Here is a 15,925-nt window from a genome sequence, read left to right as displayed (position 1 = left end):
CATGCCAACGCACTCCCCGCTGCCTATGCGTCACGGGCTGCGGGCCGCGTGGGTGCGCACGCCGGATCGCGACCCCGCGAACCCGATGCCGTGGGCATCGATGCGTGACTTCCTGCGCCACAAGCTGCCCGAAGAGGTCGACGTCGACGCGATGCTTACCGACGGGCGTTTCGTCGACGACGACGGACGCCCCTGGAACGGTGACGAGATCTACCGTCCCCACACGTTCGTGCACTTCCACCGTGACCTGCGGCCCGAGCCGGAGCTTCCGTTCGAGCTCGACGTCCTGCATGTCGACGAGCGGATCGTCGTGGTCGACAAGCCGCACTTCATGGCCTCGATCCCCCGTGGTCGCCACGTCACGCAATCGGTCGTCGTCAAGGCGCGCGAGATGCTCGGCCTGCCCGAACTCGGGCCGGCCCACCGCCTCGACCGGCTGACGGCGGGGGTACTCGTCCTCACCACCGAACAGCGTTGGCGAGCTCCCTACCAGCGCATGTTCGAAGCCCGCGTCCCGGCGAAGACGTACGAGGCGCTCGCTCCCCTGCGTGACGACCTGGAACTTCCGCGTCGCGTGGAATCGCACATCCGCAAGGACCACGGCACTGCGCAGGCGTACGAGGTGGCGGGCGCGGCGATCAACGCCGTCACCGACGTCCACCTCGAGGAGCGGCGCGTTGTCACGGCGGGCGACGAGGACGACGCACGCGTCCACCAGATCGGCCTCTACCGGCTCGAACCGAGCACCGGTCGCACCCACCAACTGCGTGTCCACATGAGCGGGCTCGGTGTACCGATCTGCGGCGACCCGCTCTATCCACGCGAGCTCGCCGTCGACATCGACGACTACTCCACTCCCCTGCAGCTGTTGGCGCGACGCCTCGAGTTCGTCGATCCCCTCGACGGGCGCACTCGCGTGTTCACCTCGCGCCGAGAACTCACCCTTGGGGACGCGACCTGACGCGCATCCGCGCGCCGCAGCTGACCTCGACCCCAGAAGGCCGCATCCGTCGTAGCATCCGCACATGCCATCACTCGAAGGAAACCTCTCGTGGGCGCCCCTCGCCGAGCGCCTCGACGACGTCGCGAAACCCGTTGCCGACGCGGTGAACACGGTGCCGAGCGCGCGCGTCGCGATCATCGACCCGCACCTGGCCGACACCGCTGCGTTCTGTGACGCCTACGACGTCGACCCTGCCGCGAGCGCCAACTGTGTCGTCGTGACGGGCCGGCGCGGGGAGACGAAGACGACGGCCGCCGTCCTCGTGTTGGCCACCGACAAGGCCGACATCAACGGCGTCGTGCGTCGCCACCTCGGGGCGCGCAAGATCTCGTTCGCCGACCAAAGCGAGACGGAGGTCGAAAGCGGCATGGTGCGCGGCGGCATCACGCCCGTCGGCCTGCCGAGCGACTGGAAGCTCCTCATCGACGAGCGGGTCGTCGAACGCGGCGAGGTGCTCGTCGGCGGCGGCGTGCGCGGCGCCAAGATCATCGTGGACGCTGCGGAGCTCGCCGGGCTGCCCCAGGCCGAGGTGCTCACCCTGGCCATGACCGAGGAGACGTCGTGAACACTTCAGCTCAGCGCATGGGCGACAAGAAGCCCGACATCGCCGATGACGCACAGGAGGCCATCAACGACGCCGCCAACCACCCGTGGGTGGAGCGCGCGGCACGTATCGGCTACGCGGCCAACGCCGTCATGCATCTGCTCATCGGCATCGTCGCCGTCCGTCTGGCCACGGGCGGAGGTGGCTCCGCCGACCAGGGCGGCGCCCTGGGGATGCTGACCGAGAACACCTGGGGCAAGGTCCTGCTCGGCATCGGCGCGTTCGGCTGGGCGGCGCTCGCGTTCTGGCAGATCGGCGAGGCGTGCCTCTCCTTCCACGAGACGAAGACGCGCCTCAAGGCCGCGGCCAAAGCGGGCACGTACGCCGTGCTCTCGGGCATGTGCATCATGACGCTCGCGCGCGGCCAGAGCAGTTCGAGCAAGCAGCAGAACGCCTCGATGACCGGCAAGCTCATGGAGAACACCGCCGGAGTCATCCTCGTGGGCCTGGCCGGCGCGGTGATCGTCGCAGTCGGCATCTACCACGTCGTCAAGGGCGTCAAGAAGAAGTTCTTCGAGGACCTGCAGAAGAACCCGGGCAAGTGGGCCGAGTGGTCGGGCGTCATCGGGTACTCGCTCAAGGGTCTGGCCCTCGTCCTCACGGGCGTGTTCTTCGTCAACGGCGCCATCACGCACGACCCGAAGGACACGGGCGGCCTCGACACGGCGCTGAAGTCGCTGCTCGACAAGCCGCTCGGATCCGTCATGGTGGCCGTCATCGGCATCGGGTTCGTGGCCTTCGCCGTGTACTCGGCGGCACGGTCGAAGTACGCGCGCGTCTGACCCTCTGCTCGCACGAAACGGCCGTCGCATCCTCGGGTGAGGCGGCCGTTTCGTCGTGCACGGGGCGTGTTTGTGAGGATGGGCGCATGACGCGCTGGAGCCCCGGAACCCGAGTGAGCCTCGTGCTGTTCGACCTCGACGGCACGCTGTCCGACTCGGCGCCCGGCATCACCTCCTCGATGCGGCATGCCCTGACCCACCACGGTCTCGAGGTGCCGAGCGACGACGTCCTCAACTCCTTCGTCGGGCCGCCGTTTCGCGTCTCGCTCGAAGGAATCGGTCTGCCACCCGAACGCGTGGACGAGGTCGTCACCACCTACCGCAGCGACTACGAGGCAGGCCGGCTGTTCGAAAACGAGCTCTACCCCGGCATCCGTGACGTGCTCGCCGGGCTCGCGGACGCCGGGACGACCGTGGCCGTGGCCACCTCGAAACCACAGGCGACGGCGCGACGAATCGTCGAGCACTTCGGCCTCGCGCCGCACCTTGCAGGCGGCCTCGAGGGCGTCTTCGGCGCCGACGTGACGAACCCCCGCGACACCAAGGCCGGCGTCATCGCTCGAGCCCTGGCCCACCTGCAGCGCGAACCGGATGCGGACGTCGTCATGGTCGGTGACCGCCTGCACGACGTCGAGGGCGCCGCGAAGCACGGCATCGCGACGATCGGCGTCTCGTGGGGTTACGCCGCACCCGACGAACTGCGTGACGCGGGCGCCGCCGCCGTCGTCGATTCGGCCGACGACCTTGCGGCCCTTCTGCTCCCGGGCGCGTCGAGACCCCTCGACTAGGATTCAGGCCATGAAGATCAACCTCCTGACCCAGGCGATCGCCCAGGGCCGCAAGTACGTGCGACAGAACCCGGAGAAGGTGCGTCAGGCGACGCAGCGCGCCGGTTCGTTCGTCGACTCCAGGACGGGCCGCAAGCACACGGCCAAGATCGACAAGGCCACCGGCGCCGCTGACCGCTTCATCGACAAGCAGCGCTGAGCAGCTGACACGCTCCGCCCCGAGACGCCGAACGGTGCCCCGGGGCGGTCGCTTTCCCCACCGTCAATGCGGGTTGGGGACAGTCACGTCCGCACGAGCCGCGGATGTGACACGCTTCACCCGTGAACACCGCAGCCGCCTCGCCTCTCGCGCCCGACGCCGCCACGCGCGCCCGTCGCCAACGCAGCTGGTACTGGTACGACTGGGCCAACTCGGCCTTCGTCACGACGACGTCGACGGTGCTGTTCTCGCCCTATCTCACGTCCGTCGCCAAAGCGGCGGCCTGCCCTGATCAGCCCACGGACGTCGCATGTCACGCGAATCTCTCGGTGCTCGGCATCCCGGTCTCCCCCGGCTCGCTCGCGCCGTACACGATCACCGTCTCGACGATCCTGAGCGCCGTCCTCCTGCTTCTCGTCGGCGCCATCGCCGACCGGGTACAGCGCCCCTCGCGCCTGCTCGGTGCGTTCGCCTGGGTGGGCGCAGCCGCGGCGTCGGCGATGTTCTTCGTCACCGGTACGAACTGGCAGCTCGGCGTGGTGCTCCTCATCATCGCCAACCAGTGCCTCGGTGTTTCCCTCGTCGTCTACGACGGCCTGCTCGTGCGGATCAGCGACGAGTCGGAACGTGACCGTGTCAGTTCGCGCGGTTGGGCTCTGGGCTACCTGGGCGGTGGCTTGCTCCTCGCGGCCAACCTGGCCGTTGTCACGCTGCACGACAAGATCGGCCTCAGCACGGGCGAAGCCGTCCGCGTGAGCCTCCTCAGCGCGGGCCTGTGGTGGGCGATCTTCACGCTCATCCCCGTGCTCGGGCTCAAGGACGTGCGCCACCCCGAACGCCCCGCGGCGGCGAGTGACGCCGGAACCGTGCGCGGCAGCCTGCGTCAGCTCACGAGCACGTTCCGTCAACTCAAGCACTACCCCGACACCCTCGTATTCCTCCTCGCCTACCTCTTCTTCAACGACGGCATCCAGACGGTCATCGTCTCGGCCAGCCTGTACGGCAAGGAGGAGCTCGGCTTCGGCGACAGCCAGCTCATCGTGACGATCCTGCTCGTGCAGTTCGTGGCGTTCCTCGGCGCCCTGTTGTTCGGCCGCCTCGCGGCCGTGATGGGCGCCAAGAAGGCCATCCTGCTCTCGCTCGGCCTGTGGACCCTCGTCATCGCCGTCGCGTTCTTCCTGCCCGAGAAGCAGTTCGCGCCGTGGCTGTGCCTCGGCGTCGGCATCGGCATCGTGCTCGGTGGTTCGCAGGCGCTCAGCCGTTCGGTCTACAGCAAGCTCGTACCGCTCGGGCGAGAGTCGGAGTACTTCAGCCTCTACCAGGCCATGGAACGCGGCACGAGTTGGTTCGGCACCCTGACGTTCGGCCTCGTCCACCAGCTCACCGGTTCCTACCGTCTGTCGATCGTCGCGCTCGTCATGTTCTTCGCTCTCGGCGCCTACCTGCTCTCCCGCGTCGACGTCGAGCGCGGCATGGCGCGCGCTGGCCAGGGCTGACGCTTTGGTCGCGGGCCGCTTGAGGCCATACGATGACAGATGGAACATTTGTCACGTCTGTGGCGTTGTTCTGCGTGAAGCAGCGCGGTGAGCGCTCTCACCAAACAGACGCGCTGTACGTGTGAAGTTGGGAGACATCCATGGCCGAACGTTCTCTGCGAGGTACCAACCTCAGCACCCTCTCTCTCGAGACGGACGAGGGCATCGCCTTCAGCGAGCGTCAGATGGTCAGCTACCGCTGCGAGCAGGGGCACGTCGTGGAACTGCCCTTCTCCGTCGAGGCCGACGTGCCGGCGCTCTGGGAGTGCCGTTGCGGCCTCGAGGCCAAGCTCATCGACGGCCCCGAGCCGGAGCGCAAGCCCGTCAAGCCGGCCCGTACGCACTGGGACATGCTCCTCGAGCGTCGTTCCGTCCCCGAGCTGGAGGAGCTGCTGGACGAGCGTCTGACGCTCTTGCGCGAGTCGCGTGGCGAGAAGCCGCGCAAGAAGAAGTCCTGACGAGCCGCGCTCGTCCACCACGAAGGCCGGTCACCCCGAGAGGGTGACCGGCCTTCGTGTGTGGCGCGTGAGCGCGTCAGTCGATGATCTCGCCCTCGACGACGTCGTCGGACGCAGATCGAGTGCGCCGACGCGACGAGGTGTGCGTCGAGGAGGTCGACCCGTAACCGCCGAAGCTGTCCGAGGTCGGGTACGGCCGGCTCAGCGGATCCGGCCCGCCGAACCCGCGGGTGGCAGAGAAGCCGCCGGGGCCGAAGCTCGCCACCTGGACCGAGCCGAGGAGCTTGGCGGCCACGACCTTCTCGAGCAGCTTGCGCGTGAACGGACGCGTGAACGGCAGGAGGAAGAACAGGCCGAGGAAGTCGGTGAAGAAACCCGGTGCGAGCAGCAGCGTGCCGCCGACGAGGATGAGGGCAGCGTCCGAGAGTTCTCGCGCAGGCATCCGTCCGGAACCGAACGCCTGGCGCAGCGCCCCGAAGGCACGACCCGACTCACGCTTGACGATCCACGCACCCAGCGCGGACCACAGGACGAGGAGGCCGAACGTCGGCCATCCGCCGATCGTCTGCCCCATCTTGATGATGATGAACACCTCGATGACGGGGATGACGAGCAGCGCCAGCATCAGCCAACGCGCCCAGCCCTTGCGGCGAGGACGACTCGAGTAGGTAGTCACATCAGGTTCAACGAACGGCGGCGCGCGAAGATTTCCGCCCGCGGCGCAGATTCAGCGCGAACGCGATGACGCAGGCCGCCGTCGCCACGATCTCGGGCGCGCGGCCGAGACGCTGAGCGAGCGTGGCTTGCGAGCGCAGCGGCAACTCCCCCGTCAGCACCGCCTGGGTGAACAGCGACGTGCGTTCGTGCGTCACGCCGTCCGGGGTGATGAGCGCGCTCACACCGACGGTGGAGACGTGCGCGATCGAGCGGCCGTACTCGAGCGCGCGCAGGCGCGAGATGGCGAGTTGCTGCGTCGACTCGGCGGTGTAGCCGAACGTCGCGTTGTTCGTCTGAACGAGGAAGAGCTGCGCGCCACGGTTCGCCGGCTTGCGCAGGAGGTCGTCGTAGGCCACCTCGAAGCAGATGATCGGTGCCGCCTTCACTGCGCCGGACTTCGTGGGCACGGAGAACACCCCGACCTTCTGGCCCTGGGTGAAGTCCGCGCGCACGAGATCGACCTGCTTGGAGAACGTGCGGAAGAACGAGCGGTACGGGATGTACTCGCCGAACGGCACCGGGTGCTGTTTGACGTAGGTGTCGCTCAGGCCCTTGCCCGGAAGGTAGAGCATCGAGGCGTTCGAGACCTTCGGCATCGGCTCGGACAGGACCGCTCCGACGACGAGCGGCGCGTCCAGTCGGCGCAGCGCGCCCGCGATCTCGTCACGGGTGTCGGCGTTGCGCTTGGGGTCGATGTCGGAGGCGTTCTCGGGCCACACGACGATGTCAGGTTTGGGTGTGGCGCCGGCCGCGACGGCGTCGGCGAGCTTCTCGCTGGCTCGCACGTGGTTGTCGAGCACGGCGCGGCGCTGAGCGTTGAAGTCGAGACCCGCGGTCGGCACGTTGCCCTGGATGCCGGCGATGTCGATGGTGCGCCCCTCCGTCGGGGGTGTGATGACGGAGCCCGCGAGGAGGGCCACGGCCCCGACAGCCACTGCGCCGACGGCGGAAGCGCTGGAAAAGCGGCTACCCGCATCGGCCTGTGTCGTCTCGCGGGAGGAGACGCCCCGCCATGAGGTGAACGCCCACACGCCCAGCCCGGCGAGTGCGCCACCGGCGAGGGCGAGCACGAACGTCAGGCCTGGTGAGCTCACCCACGCGACGAGGGGCGCCCACGGGGCGTCGGCCTGCGAGAAGGCGAGGCGGGCCCAGGGGAAGCCGCCGAACGGCGTGGTGCCGCGCAACCACTCCTGTGTCACCCACGCTGCCGCGCCCAGCACAGGCGCGAGGCGTCGACGCTGAAAGGACGCGATGAGCGCGCCCATGCCGGCGAAGTACAACGACTGCAGGACGGCGAGCGCCATCCACGGGAACGTGCCGACGTACACACCCGACCACGAGAGCACCGGCGCGAAGAACGCCATGCCGAAGACGAAACCGAGCAGAGCTCCCCAGCGGGCACGGACGTGCAGGACGCTGACGGCGAAGAGTGCCAGGGCGATCGGGACCGTCCACCACAGCCCGTGATCGGGAAATGCGAGCCACAGCGCGAGGCCGGCCACCATTGCGGCGGCCAGGCGAAGGAAGCGACGAGGGAGCACCGCACAAGGGTAACTCAGCGGGGAAAGTGTGACGGACGGGCTCACACCGTTGGGGCCGACCAGCCGGAGCCGGAAGTTTTCTACTAGGTGTGAGACCCGTCCGTAGTCGCACGCGATCGCGTCACGTGCTTCACGCAAAGATAGCCACGCACGGGCGGGCCTTCAACGTGATCGTCAGGATCGGATTCGGGCCCCTTGGGTCGGCGCTTCGGCCCTGCCGCAGAAACTCCCGAGAAGTGCGGCGTGTCGTCTTTCGGGGCGACTTCGAAATGCGCTATAGACAGTGATCATGGCGTCTCGAAACGTGAACACCGGCCCGACCACCCCCGCGACGCGCGCGCTCGACGCGGCAGGTGTCTCGTACGAAGGGCTGCCGTACGAGCACGATCCGTCGGTGACCTCCTACGGTGACGAAGCCGCGCAAGCTCTCGGTCTCGACCCCAGCCACGTGTTCAAAACCCTTGTCGTGTCGCTGGATTCGGGATCCTTCGGCGTCGCCGTCGTCCCGGTCTCGACGACGGCCGACCTCAAGGCCGTGGCCGCAGGGCTCGGCGCCAAGAAGTGTCGCCTCGCCGAACCGCGTGACGTGGAACGTCTCACCGGGTACGTGCTCGGAGGCGTCTCCCCCGTCGGCACGCGCACCGCCCTCGCCACGGTTGTCGACGCGAGCGCGGAAGCCCTGGCGACGGTGTACGTCTCGGGTGGGCGGCGCGGATTCGACATCGGGTTGGCGCCGGCCGACCTCGTTGAGAACGTTCACGGACGCTTCGCCCCGATCGCGGGCTGAGGCTCGACGCCTCGAGCGCTGTGGCACGATGACGCTCATGACGCCGCGTCGACTCATGCTGCTGGATTCCGCGAGCCTGTACTTCCGGGCCTTCTACGGTGTGCCCGAGCGGGAGGCACCGGACGGCACCCCCAACAACGCGCTGCGCGGCTTCACCGACATGATCGCGACGCTCGTCAGCACCTACGAGCCCACCGACCTCGTGGCGTGTTGGGACAACGACTGGCGCCCCGCGTTCCGCGTCGAGGCCATCCCGTCGTACAAGTCGCACCGCGTGCTCGAGGGCACCGACGGCTCCGAGGAGTCACCGGAGAAACTCACGCCGCAGGTGCCGCTCATCCGCGAGATGCTCGAGCTCGTCGGTATCACCCGCCTCGGCGTCGACGGCTACGAGGCGGACGACGTCATCGGCACGCTGACACACCGCTTCACCGGCCAGGGCCCGGTCGACGTGGTCACCGGCGATCGTGACCTCTTCCAACTCGTCGACGACGCCATGAGCGTTCGCGTGCTCTACACGGCCAAGGGCGGCGTGCGCGCCCCCGACCTCGTCGACGAGAGCTTCCTCATGACGAAGTACGGCGTGCCCGGCGGGCGCGCGTACGCCGATCTTGCCGTCATGCGCGGCGACACGAGTGACGGACTGCCTGGTGTCGCGGGCATCGGCGAGAAGACCGCGGCCGGGCTGCTCGCCGAGTTCGGCACCCTCGCCGCGATCCGTGGGGCCGTGGCGAACGGCGATCCCCGCATCAAGGGAGCGCGCCGAACGCGGCTGGAAGCCGCTCATGACTATCTCGATGTGGCGCCGAAGGTCGTCGATGTGGCGCTGGACGTCGAGGTGCCCGGCGACCTCGTCACGGCCCTGCCCGACGGCGTTGCACAGCCTGACAGGTTCGCCGACTTCGCAGCCCGCTACGACCTCGGTGGCAGCGCGGAGCGACTCTCCGCCGCGCTCACGCGCTGACGCAAGCTCCACCCGACGGGTTCAGTCGAGACGGTCGGCCGCCACGACGCCGCGTTGAATGCCGGCGATGGCGGCCTTGGCCGTCTTCGTCAAGCCCTCGTGGTGGGTGGCACCCGCGATCTGATCGAGCAGGTCGACGAGCTGACGGCAGCGTCGCACGAAGTCACCCGCGGTGAGTTCCTCGTCGCGCAGAACGGCCTCGAGCCCCTGGCCCGCCGTCCAGCGGTGAACCGCCCACGCGAGGCCCGCGTCCGGAGCCGCCATTTCGGTGAGGCGGTGCTGCACGAGCGCGTCGTCGATGACCGACCACAGGTTGTGCGTCTCCTCGAGTGCGTCCGCCACGTCCCGGTTGGGCATGCGTGGCGCCTCCCCCACGACGTCGCGCCGCGACTCGTGCACGAGCGCCGAGACGGCGGCAGCCAACGAGGGGGCGTCGAGCTTCTCCCAGATGCCGGCGCGCAGGCACTCGGCCGTGAGCAGATCCTTGTCCGAGTACAGGCGCATGAGCGACGTTCCGCGCTCGGTGAGCGCGAGCCCGCCGTGCTTGGTGTCGTTCGGCTCGAGGTAGTCGAACTCGACGAGCACGTCGCAGATGCGGTCGAACTGCTTGGCGACGGTGTGCGTGCGGTTGTTGATTTTGGAGACGAGCGTGTCGGTCTCGCGGCGCAGTTTCCACCAGCGCTCGGCCCAGCGCGCGTGGTCCTCGCGGTACTCGCACGTGTGGCACGGGTGCGCCCGCAGGCGGCGCTGCAACTCCTCGATCTCGGCCGTGATCGCACGGTCGGGCTCGATGCTCGTGCGACGGATCGGCTTCGGCGGGTCGTGTGGCACCTTGGCCCGCAGCGTTGCGGCCAGGTCGCGGCGCGACTTGGGCGAGCGCGTCGTGAAGCCCTTGGGGATCTGCAGTCGCGTGAGCGGGTCGAGCGGAGCGTCGATGTCGCTCGACGTCACCTGCCGCAGCTGTCCGTCGGCCGTGATGACGCTCGGCGACGGCCCCTCGCGTTTACCGCCACGGTTGGCCTTGACGACGATGGCGAGGCCCTCACGTCGACCGCTTGGGATGCGCACGACGTCGCCGGGGGCGAGTTCGCCGAGGGAGCGATCCGCGGCTGCCCGAACGGCGGCAGCGCGCTTCTTCGCGGCGTTCTTCTCCAGCTCGCTGATGCGCCGGCGCATGCCCGCGTACTCGGTGAAGTCACCGAGGTGGCACTGCATGGCCTCCGCGTAGCCCTCGAGGCCCTCCTCGTTCTGACGCAGCTTGCGCGACATTCCCACGACGCTGCGGTCCGCCTGGAACTGCGCGAACGACGACTCCAGCACTTCGCGGGCACGTTCGCGCCCGACGGTGTGGACGAGGTTGACGGCCATGTTGAACGTCGGGCGGAAACTGGAGCGCAGCGGGTAGGTGCGCCGTGACGCGAGCCCGGCTACGGCCTCTGCTTCGACACCGCGGTTGTAGAGCACGACGGCGTGGCCCTCCACGTCGATGCCGCGACGGCCCGCACGTCCGGTGAGCTGCGTGAACTCGGCCGGCGTGATGTCGACGTGCGACTCGCCGTTGTACTTGACGAGGCGTTCGAGCACGACGCTGCGCGCCGGCATGTTGATGCCGAGGGCCAGCGTCTCCGTCGCGAAGACGGCCTTGATCCGACCCGTGACGAACAGCTCCTCGACGATCTCGCGGAACGTCGGCAGCATGCCGGCGTGATGGGCTGCGAAGCCGCGTGTGAGGCCCTCGACGAAGTCGTGGTAGCCGATGACGGCGAGATCCTGCGTCGGGATGTTCGCGACGCGCTCGGCGACGTACGCGCGGATCGACTCCCCCTCCTCGGGTGAGACGAGCTGCGTGCCGTACCCGAGGAGTTGGGCGACGGCCGCCTCACAGCCGTTGCGGCTGAAGATGAACGTGATGGCCGGGAGCAACCCGGCGCGATCGAGGGAGTCGATGACGTCGGCGCGGTGCGCGGGGCGGAATGACTCCCCCGGCTTGCTCTGCGGTGCCGGACGCCGACCGCGCCCGCGGCGACCGGACGGAGCCCCCGCGTCGAAGCGGCGTCCACCGCGCGGTCCGCGTGTGATGAGACTGATGCGTTCCAGGAGCCGCGGGTTCACCTTGAGGCGCTTCTCGTCGTCCTGGACGAGCAGGTCGTACATCGAGTGCCCGACCATCATGTGTTGGTAGAGCGGCACCGGCCGGTGCTCGGTGATGACGACGTCGGTGTCGCCGCGCACCTGCTGCATCCAGTCGCCGAACTCCTCGGCGTTGCTCACCGTGGCCGACAGGGCGACGACCTGCACCGACTCGGGCAGGTGAATGAGCACTTCCTCCCAGACGGCGCCGCGGAAACGGTCGGCGAGGTAGTGCACCTCGTCCATGACGACGAAGCCGAGACCGGCGAGCGTCGAGGAGCCGGCGTACAGCATGTTGCGCAGCACCTCGGTCGTCATGACGACGATGGGTGCCTCACCGTTGTGCGAGGTGTCACCGGTGAGCAGGCCGACGTTCTTCTCGCCGTGCTGTTCGACGAGGTCGGCGTACTTCTGGTTGCTCAGGGCCTTGATCGGCGTCGTGTAGAACGCCTTGCGCCCGGTGTGGACGGCGAGGTAGCAGGCGAACTCTCCGACGACGCTCTTGCCCGCACCCGTGGGGGCCGCGACGAGGACGCTGTGCCCCTCCTGGACCGACTGTGCAGCCGCTCGCTGGAACTCGTCCAGCGGGTAGGGCAGCTGCTCGATGAAGTGGCCGAGGTGACTCGAGTCGAACTTCCGGCGTGACGCGGCCTGGGCGAACTTCTCGGCGGGAGACGACATGGTCACCAGGCTATGACACAGGCGGGCCACCGCCCGGTAGCCCGCCTGTGTCGAGTGTTCGTGCCGCGCCCGATCAGAGTGCGGAGGCCTTGTCGTCGCTGATCTCCATCCACTCCGGACGGGACTTCGCCTCCCGTCGGCCTCGAATCTTGTCGAGGACGAGGGCAAGTCCGGCAGAGCCGTAGAAGAGGACGAGCAGCGGTGCCGACAGCAGGAACATCGTCCACACGTCCGGGGTGGGCGTCATGATGGCCGCAAAGGTGGCGATGACGATGATGGCGAAGCGCCAACCCTTGAGCATCATGCGGCCCGAGAGGATGCCGAGCACGTTGAGTGCCATGAGGAGGATCGGCAGCATGAACGACAGCCCGAACGCGAGAATGAAGCGCGTGACGAACGAGAAGTACTCGGTCGCGCTGGGCAGGTTCGAGGCGTTGTCCGGTGTGGCTCCCAGCAGCAACTCGACCGCGTTCGTGAACGTCTGAGTGCCCATGTAGACACCGCCGGCGAACAGGACGAGGGCGGCACCGATGAAGATGCGCCCCAGGCGCTTTTCCTTCTTCGTGAGGCCGGGCACGAGGAACGCCCAGATCTGCCAGAGCCAGACGGGGCTCGCCACGATGAAGCCGATCCACATCGACACCTTCAACTTGAGGTTGAAGGGGGCCGTGACGCCGTTGAAGTTGACGTCGATGTTCGAACCGGGGTGAAGAGCGGCGATGTCGGTGATCGGCTGCTTCAGGAAGTCGTAGACGTCCTGGTAGACGATCCAACCGACCACGCAGCCGACGAGGATCGCGATGACGGAGACGATCGCGCGGTTGCGAAACTCACGCAGGTGCCCCCCGAGGGACATCCGCGCTTCGGGATTGTCTTTGCGTCGACCGAATCGAGCCACGATGTGCGTGCGGTGCCCGTGCTCAGTAGTCGCGGCGCTCGTCGGCGCGGGTGGCGCCGTCGTGCGGAGCGTTGTCGCGCGGAGCTGCGGCGTCGCGACGCGTGGCCTCGCCCTCGACGGTCTCCGAGGAGGCCTTCGACTGCTTCTCGGTCTTCATCTCGTCGATCTCGCTCTTGAGGATGCGGGAGCTACGGCCGAGGCTGCGTGCCATGTCGGGCAGACGCTTCCAGCCGAGCAGCACGACGATCAGCACGATGAGTACGAGCAGGATCACGGGGTTGTCGAAGAGAGAGCGAAACATGAGCGTCCTTACGAAGAGTGCCACAGCGGCGCGGGGCCACCCGGTCTGATGGTCAGTCTAGAGGACGACGCCAACTGGCCCACACCTGCGTGTGGTCGTCGAGGCGCTCGTCCTTGTGCCGCTTACGGGCTCTGCGCAGTTGGTCGCGCCAATGGGAGGCGGGCTTGTCCCACGCCAATTTGTCGGCCCCGGAACGAACCACGAGCTCACCGCTCCCCCGTGTGGCCACCGCGGCGCGAGCCTTGTCCGCCTCGTCGCGGGCGGTTTGCGTGCGATCCAGCGCGTCACTCACGGTGCGACCGAAGTCACGTGCGTGGGGCCACACCTTCCACACGCGTCTCGCGAGGTAGGCGAAGGCCACGGCCCAGAAGATCACCCAGAAGATGATCCACGACCACCACGTCACAGCGCCCGCGCCGTCTGGGACGGGTCGACACCGTAGGCCTCGAGCGCGCGGCGAGCCTCGTCGGCGACGTCGTCCGTGAGCGAGGCGGGACGCAGCACGCGGGCGGCACCGCCGAGCTGCAGCAGCAGGCGGCGCAGCCATCGGCCGTCACCCACGTACAGCGTGACGTCAAGATACTCGCCGGAGCGCTCGACGTCGTGGCACGGGTAGTAGTCGGCCACCCAGGCCGCTTCGGGCGCGAGCCTGATGCGAGCGCTCGGGTCGGAGTCGTTGGGGGCGAAGAATCCACGCGAGAGGTCCGTCGTGGCGGCGTCGGTGGGCACCGTTGCGGCAGCGTCGAGCACCTCGACCGACTCCACCCGGTCGAGACGGAACATGCGCACGTCCTGCGCGCGGTGGCACCAGCCCTCGAGGTACCAATGACCCTCGGTGTTGAGCAGCCGCATCGGGTCGACGTCGCGCTCGGTCATCTCGTCACGGGACGGTACGACGTAGCGCAGGTGCACGCGTCGGGAGGCGTCGAGCGCCTCGCGCAGCAGGCGCAGCACCTCGTCGCCGTCGCGTTCGAGGCTGACGCGCACCCGGTTGCTCGGATCGCCGCTCTCCCCCGTCGCCTCGACGAGTTTGGCGAGTGCACGGTCCACGGCGTCGCGTTCGGTGAGGCCGGGAACATCGAGCAACGTGCGCAGACCGACGGTGAGAGCGAGTGCCTCGTCGCGCGTGAAGCGCAGCGGTTTGGCGATCGTGTCGGCGTTGCGCACGTAGACGTAGCCCTCCTCCCATTCGGCCTCGATGAGGTCGTCGGGCATGTGGCCCGGTGTGCCGCACACGAAGAGGAGGGCGAGGTCGGCCTCGATCTGCTTGCGGCTCACGCCGAGGGTGCGTGCCGCCTGCTCGATGTCGATGCCCTGACGGCCCATGAGCCACGGCACCATGGTCAGCAGGCGCGCGAGACGGGTGGTCGCGGCCTCGCCGGAGATCGGCATGGGGGTGGTGGACTCGCTCATACCCGCTCCTCCTGGTGATCCGCAGCGGCGAATGTTGCCTCGCTCGACGTCGCGTCGCTCGTCATCGCCTGCAGCGCGCCCGTCAGGCGGCGGATCACGGCGTCGCGCAGCTCGAGTGGCTGCTCGACGAGCACGTCAGCGCCGAAGGAAGCCACCTCGTCGGCCAGCACACCGAGGTCGGCGTACTCGATGTCGACGAGCTGCCACTCGTCGTCGACGACGCCGACGGTGCGGGCGCGACGCACGAGCGAGTGACCGCGTTCGATGCGCACCCGCAGCACGGCGGGCGCCCAGTCGGCCACGCGCTCGGTGCCGGCGATCATCGAATGCGCGTCGTGATCGGCGGGCACCTCGTAGCTACCGGGCTTGCCGACCTTGCGCACGGCGCCGTCGATCCGGGAGAGCCGGAAGACGCGGGGTGCGTCACGGTCGGTGTCGAAACCCGTGACGTACCAGTGGCCCTTGCGGTTGGTGACGGTCCAGGGCTGCAGCGAGCGGCGCGTCGACTCTCCCCCACCCTTGCGGTAGTCGAAGGTGATGGCGCACCGCTCCATGACGGCGTCCTTGACGGCCTCGAAGGCGGGCTCGGCCGTGCGGATGCGCGGCTCCAGCCCGACCACGGACGCGGCGTCGTGCTCGATGTCGAGCGCTTCGAGCTTGCGCAGGGCCGCCGCGGCGGGGCCGGCGAGGCTCGCCTGCTGCCACGCGCGTGAGGCGAGACCGAGGACGGCGAGCTCGTCGGCGTCGAAGTGCAGGTCGGGCAGTTCGTACTCGCGCCGATCGATGCGGTAGCCCGTCTCGTCCTCGAAGAACGTGTCGATGTGCTCGGTGCGCAGCGGGATGCCGAGGTCGCGCAACTCGTCCTTGTCGCGCTCGAACATGCGGTCGAAGGCCTCGTCGCTGGGCGCGTCGGCGTACTGACGCACCGCCTGCCGGATGGCCGATTTCGTCAGCGCGCGGCGCGTGTAGAGCAACGCGATGACGAGGTTGAGCAGGCGTTCGGTCTTGGCTTCGGGCGTCGAGCGTGAGGCCACCGCGTGCCACCTTTCTGCCGAGGTCTCGTGACGGCTGCAGGCGCGTCACACCGAGTGAGGATACTCGTTCTTTCGCACACATGTGCGACG

The 15,925-nt window shown here is 68.4% G+C and carries 17 protein-coding genes; 9 read left to right on the top strand and 8 right to left on the bottom strand.

Features of this window, described 5'->3' with window-relative positions; genetic code table 11:
- The first annotated feature begins 1 nt into the window (after window position 1).
- From H7F30_RS10945 to H7F30_RS10915, 7 genes are all read left to right on the top strand, one after another.
- Window positions 2–961 (top strand): pseudouridine synthase, encoded by a 960-nt coding sequence (locus tag H7F30_RS10945; RefSeq protein WP_187035075.1) that lies wholly within the window; start codon window positions 2–4, stop codon window positions 959–961.
- A gap of 64 nt (window positions 962–1,025) precedes the next feature.
- Entirely contained in the window at window positions 1,026–1,568 is a 543-nt protein-coding gene (locus tag H7F30_RS10940; protein ID WP_187035073.1) for a YbaK/EbsC family protein, read from the top strand.
- Window positions 1,565–2,389, top strand: a complete 825-nt coding sequence (locus tag H7F30_RS10935; RefSeq protein WP_187035071.1) for a DUF1206 domain-containing protein — start codon at window positions 1,565–1,567, stop codon at window positions 2,387–2,389. Before H7F30_RS10940 ends, H7F30_RS10935 begins: the two co-directional genes overlap by 4 nt.
- A gap of 86 nt (window positions 2,390–2,475) precedes the next feature.
- Entirely contained in the window at window positions 2,476–3,177 is a 702-nt protein-coding gene (locus H7F30_RS10930) for an HAD hydrolase-like protein (RefSeq protein WP_187035069.1), read from the top strand.
- A gap of 10 nt (window positions 3,178–3,187) precedes the next feature.
- A complete protein-coding gene (locus tag H7F30_RS10925) occupies window positions 3,188–3,376 on the top strand; it encodes an antitoxin (protein WP_187035067.1) in 189 nt (62 codons plus the stop codon).
- A 122-nt stretch (window positions 3,377–3,498) separates the two neighbouring features.
- Window positions 3,499–4,872 carry an MFS transporter gene (locus tag H7F30_RS10920; RefSeq protein ID WP_187035065.1) on the top strand — a complete coding sequence of 458 codons (1,374 nt, stop codon included), beginning with the start codon at window positions 3,499–3,501 and terminating at the stop codon, window positions 4,870–4,872.
- 140 nt (window positions 4,873–5,012) lie between these two features.
- The gene (locus H7F30_RS10915; RefSeq protein ID WP_047312847.1) at window positions 5,013–5,369 is read left to right on the top strand and encodes an RNA polymerase-binding protein RbpA; all 357 of its coding nucleotides are present in this window, start codon (window positions 5,013–5,015) and stop codon (window positions 5,367–5,369) included.
- 76 nt (window positions 5,370–5,445) lie between these two features.
- On the opposite strand, the gene H7F30_RS10910 is transcribed toward H7F30_RS10915, so the two are convergent.
- Both H7F30_RS10910 and lnt read right to left on the bottom strand, forming a co-directional pair.
- Entirely contained in the window at window positions 5,446–6,045 is a 600-nt protein-coding gene (locus tag H7F30_RS10910; protein WP_255464774.1) for an FxsA family protein, read from the bottom strand.
- A gap of 7 nt (window positions 6,046–6,052) precedes the next feature.
- Complete coding sequence (gene lnt, locus H7F30_RS10905; RefSeq protein WP_255464773.1) at window positions 6,053–7,627, bottom strand: apolipoprotein N-acyltransferase; 1,575 nt, start codon at window positions 7,625–7,627, stop codon at window positions 6,053–6,055.
- 289 nt (window positions 7,628–7,916) lie between these two features.
- Between lnt and ybaK the strand changes: the two genes are divergently transcribed.
- Both ybaK and H7F30_RS10895 read left to right on the top strand, forming a co-directional pair.
- Entirely contained in the window at window positions 7,917–8,414 is a 498-nt protein-coding gene (ybaK, locus tag H7F30_RS10900) for a Cys-tRNA(Pro) deacylase (protein ID WP_187035063.1), read from the top strand.
- Window positions 8,415–8,451: 37 nt separating this feature from the next.
- Window positions 8,452–9,378 carry a 5'-3' exonuclease gene (locus H7F30_RS10895; RefSeq protein WP_047312911.1) on the top strand — a complete coding sequence of 309 codons (927 nt, stop codon included), beginning with the start codon at window positions 8,452–8,454 and terminating at the stop codon, window positions 9,376–9,378.
- Between the two features lie 21 nt (window positions 9,379–9,399).
- Here H7F30_RS10895 and H7F30_RS10890 read toward each other — a convergent pair whose 3' ends face one another.
- From H7F30_RS10890 to H7F30_RS10865, 6 genes are all read right to left on the bottom strand, one after another.
- Entirely contained in the window at window positions 9,400–12,189 is a 2,790-nt protein-coding gene (locus H7F30_RS10890) for an RNA helicase (RefSeq protein ID WP_187035061.1), read from the bottom strand.
- A 73-nt stretch (window positions 12,190–12,262) separates the two neighbouring features.
- Complete coding sequence (gene tatC / locus H7F30_RS10885) at window positions 12,263–13,045, bottom strand: twin-arginine translocase subunit TatC (protein WP_047312844.1); 783 nt, start codon at window positions 13,043–13,045, stop codon at window positions 12,263–12,265.
- A gap of 64 nt (window positions 13,046–13,109) precedes the next feature.
- Window positions 13,110–13,388, bottom strand: coding sequence for a Sec-independent protein translocase subunit TatA (tatA, locus tag H7F30_RS10880; RefSeq protein ID WP_129663572.1), 279 nt, complete (start codon window positions 13,386–13,388; stop codon window positions 13,110–13,112).
- A 52-nt stretch (window positions 13,389–13,440) separates the two neighbouring features.
- Window positions 13,441–13,794, bottom strand: a complete 354-nt coding sequence (locus H7F30_RS10875) for a hypothetical protein (protein WP_187035059.1) — start codon at window positions 13,792–13,794, stop codon at window positions 13,441–13,443.
- Window positions 13,791–14,801 (bottom strand): YafY family protein, encoded by a 1,011-nt coding sequence (locus tag H7F30_RS10870; RefSeq protein WP_047312841.1) that lies wholly within the window; start codon window positions 14,799–14,801, stop codon window positions 13,791–13,793. Before H7F30_RS10870 ends, H7F30_RS10875 begins: the two co-directional genes overlap by 4 nt.
- The gene (locus H7F30_RS10865; RefSeq protein ID WP_187035057.1) at window positions 14,798–15,835 is read right to left on the bottom strand and encodes a YafY family protein; all 1,038 of its coding nucleotides are present in this window, start codon (window positions 15,833–15,835) and stop codon (window positions 14,798–14,800) included. The genes H7F30_RS10870 and H7F30_RS10865 overlap by 4 nt, the downstream gene beginning before the upstream one ends.
- Window positions 15,836–15,925: the final 90 nt, after the last annotated feature.

The organism is Dermacoccus sp. PAMC28757, assembly GCF_014302635.1.
Taxonomy (GTDB): Bacteria; Actinomycetota; Actinomycetes; order Actinomycetales; family Dermatophilaceae; genus Dermacoccus; species Dermacoccus abyssi.
The sequence above is the reverse complement of the archived record's forward strand: the minus strand, read 5'-3'. Positions and strand labels throughout refer to the sequence as shown.

What these genes read in the sequence shown, in the direction of transcription:
- H7F30_RS10945 (WP_187035075.1), top strand. Translation starts at nt 2, where the DNA reads ATGCCAACGCACTCCCCGCTGCCTATGCGTCACGGGCTGCGGGCCGCG.
- H7F30_RS10940 (WP_187035073.1), top strand. Translation starts at nt 1,026, where the DNA reads ATGCCATCACTCGAAGGAAACCTCTCGTGGGCGCCCCTCGCCGAGCGC.
- H7F30_RS10930 (WP_187035069.1), top strand. Translation starts at nt 2,476, where the DNA reads ATGACGCGCTGGAGCCCCGGAACCCGAGTGAGCCTCGTGCTGTTCGAC.
- H7F30_RS10925 (WP_187035067.1), top strand. Translation starts at nt 3,188, where the DNA reads ATGAAGATCAACCTCCTGACCCAGGCGATCGCCCAGGGCCGCAAGTAC.
- H7F30_RS10915 (WP_047312847.1), top strand. Translation starts at nt 5,013, where the DNA reads ATGGCCGAACGTTCTCTGCGAGGTACCAACCTCAGCACCCTCTCTCTC.
- ybaK (WP_187035063.1), top strand. Translation starts at nt 7,917, where the DNA reads ATGGCGTCTCGAAACGTGAACACCGGCCCGACCACCCCCGCGACGCGC.
- H7F30_RS10895 (WP_047312911.1), top strand. Translation starts at nt 8,452, where the DNA reads ATGACGCCGCGTCGACTCATGCTGCTGGATTCCGCGAGCCTGTACTTC.
- H7F30_RS10890 (WP_187035061.1), bottom strand. Translation starts at nt 12,189, where the DNA reads ATGTCGTCTCCCGCCGAGAAGTTCGCCCAGGCCGCGTCACGCCGGAAG.
- tatC (WP_047312844.1), bottom strand. Translation starts at nt 13,045, where the DNA reads ATGTCCCTCGGGGGGCACCTGCGTGAGTTTCGCAACCGCGCGATCGTC.
- tatA (WP_129663572.1), bottom strand. Translation starts at nt 13,388, where the DNA reads ATGTTTCGCTCTCTCTTCGACAACCCCGTGATCCTGCTCGTACTCATC.
- H7F30_RS10870 (WP_047312841.1), bottom strand. Translation starts at nt 14,801, where the DNA reads ATGAGCGAGTCCACCACCCCCATGCCGATCTCCGGCGAGGCCGCGACC.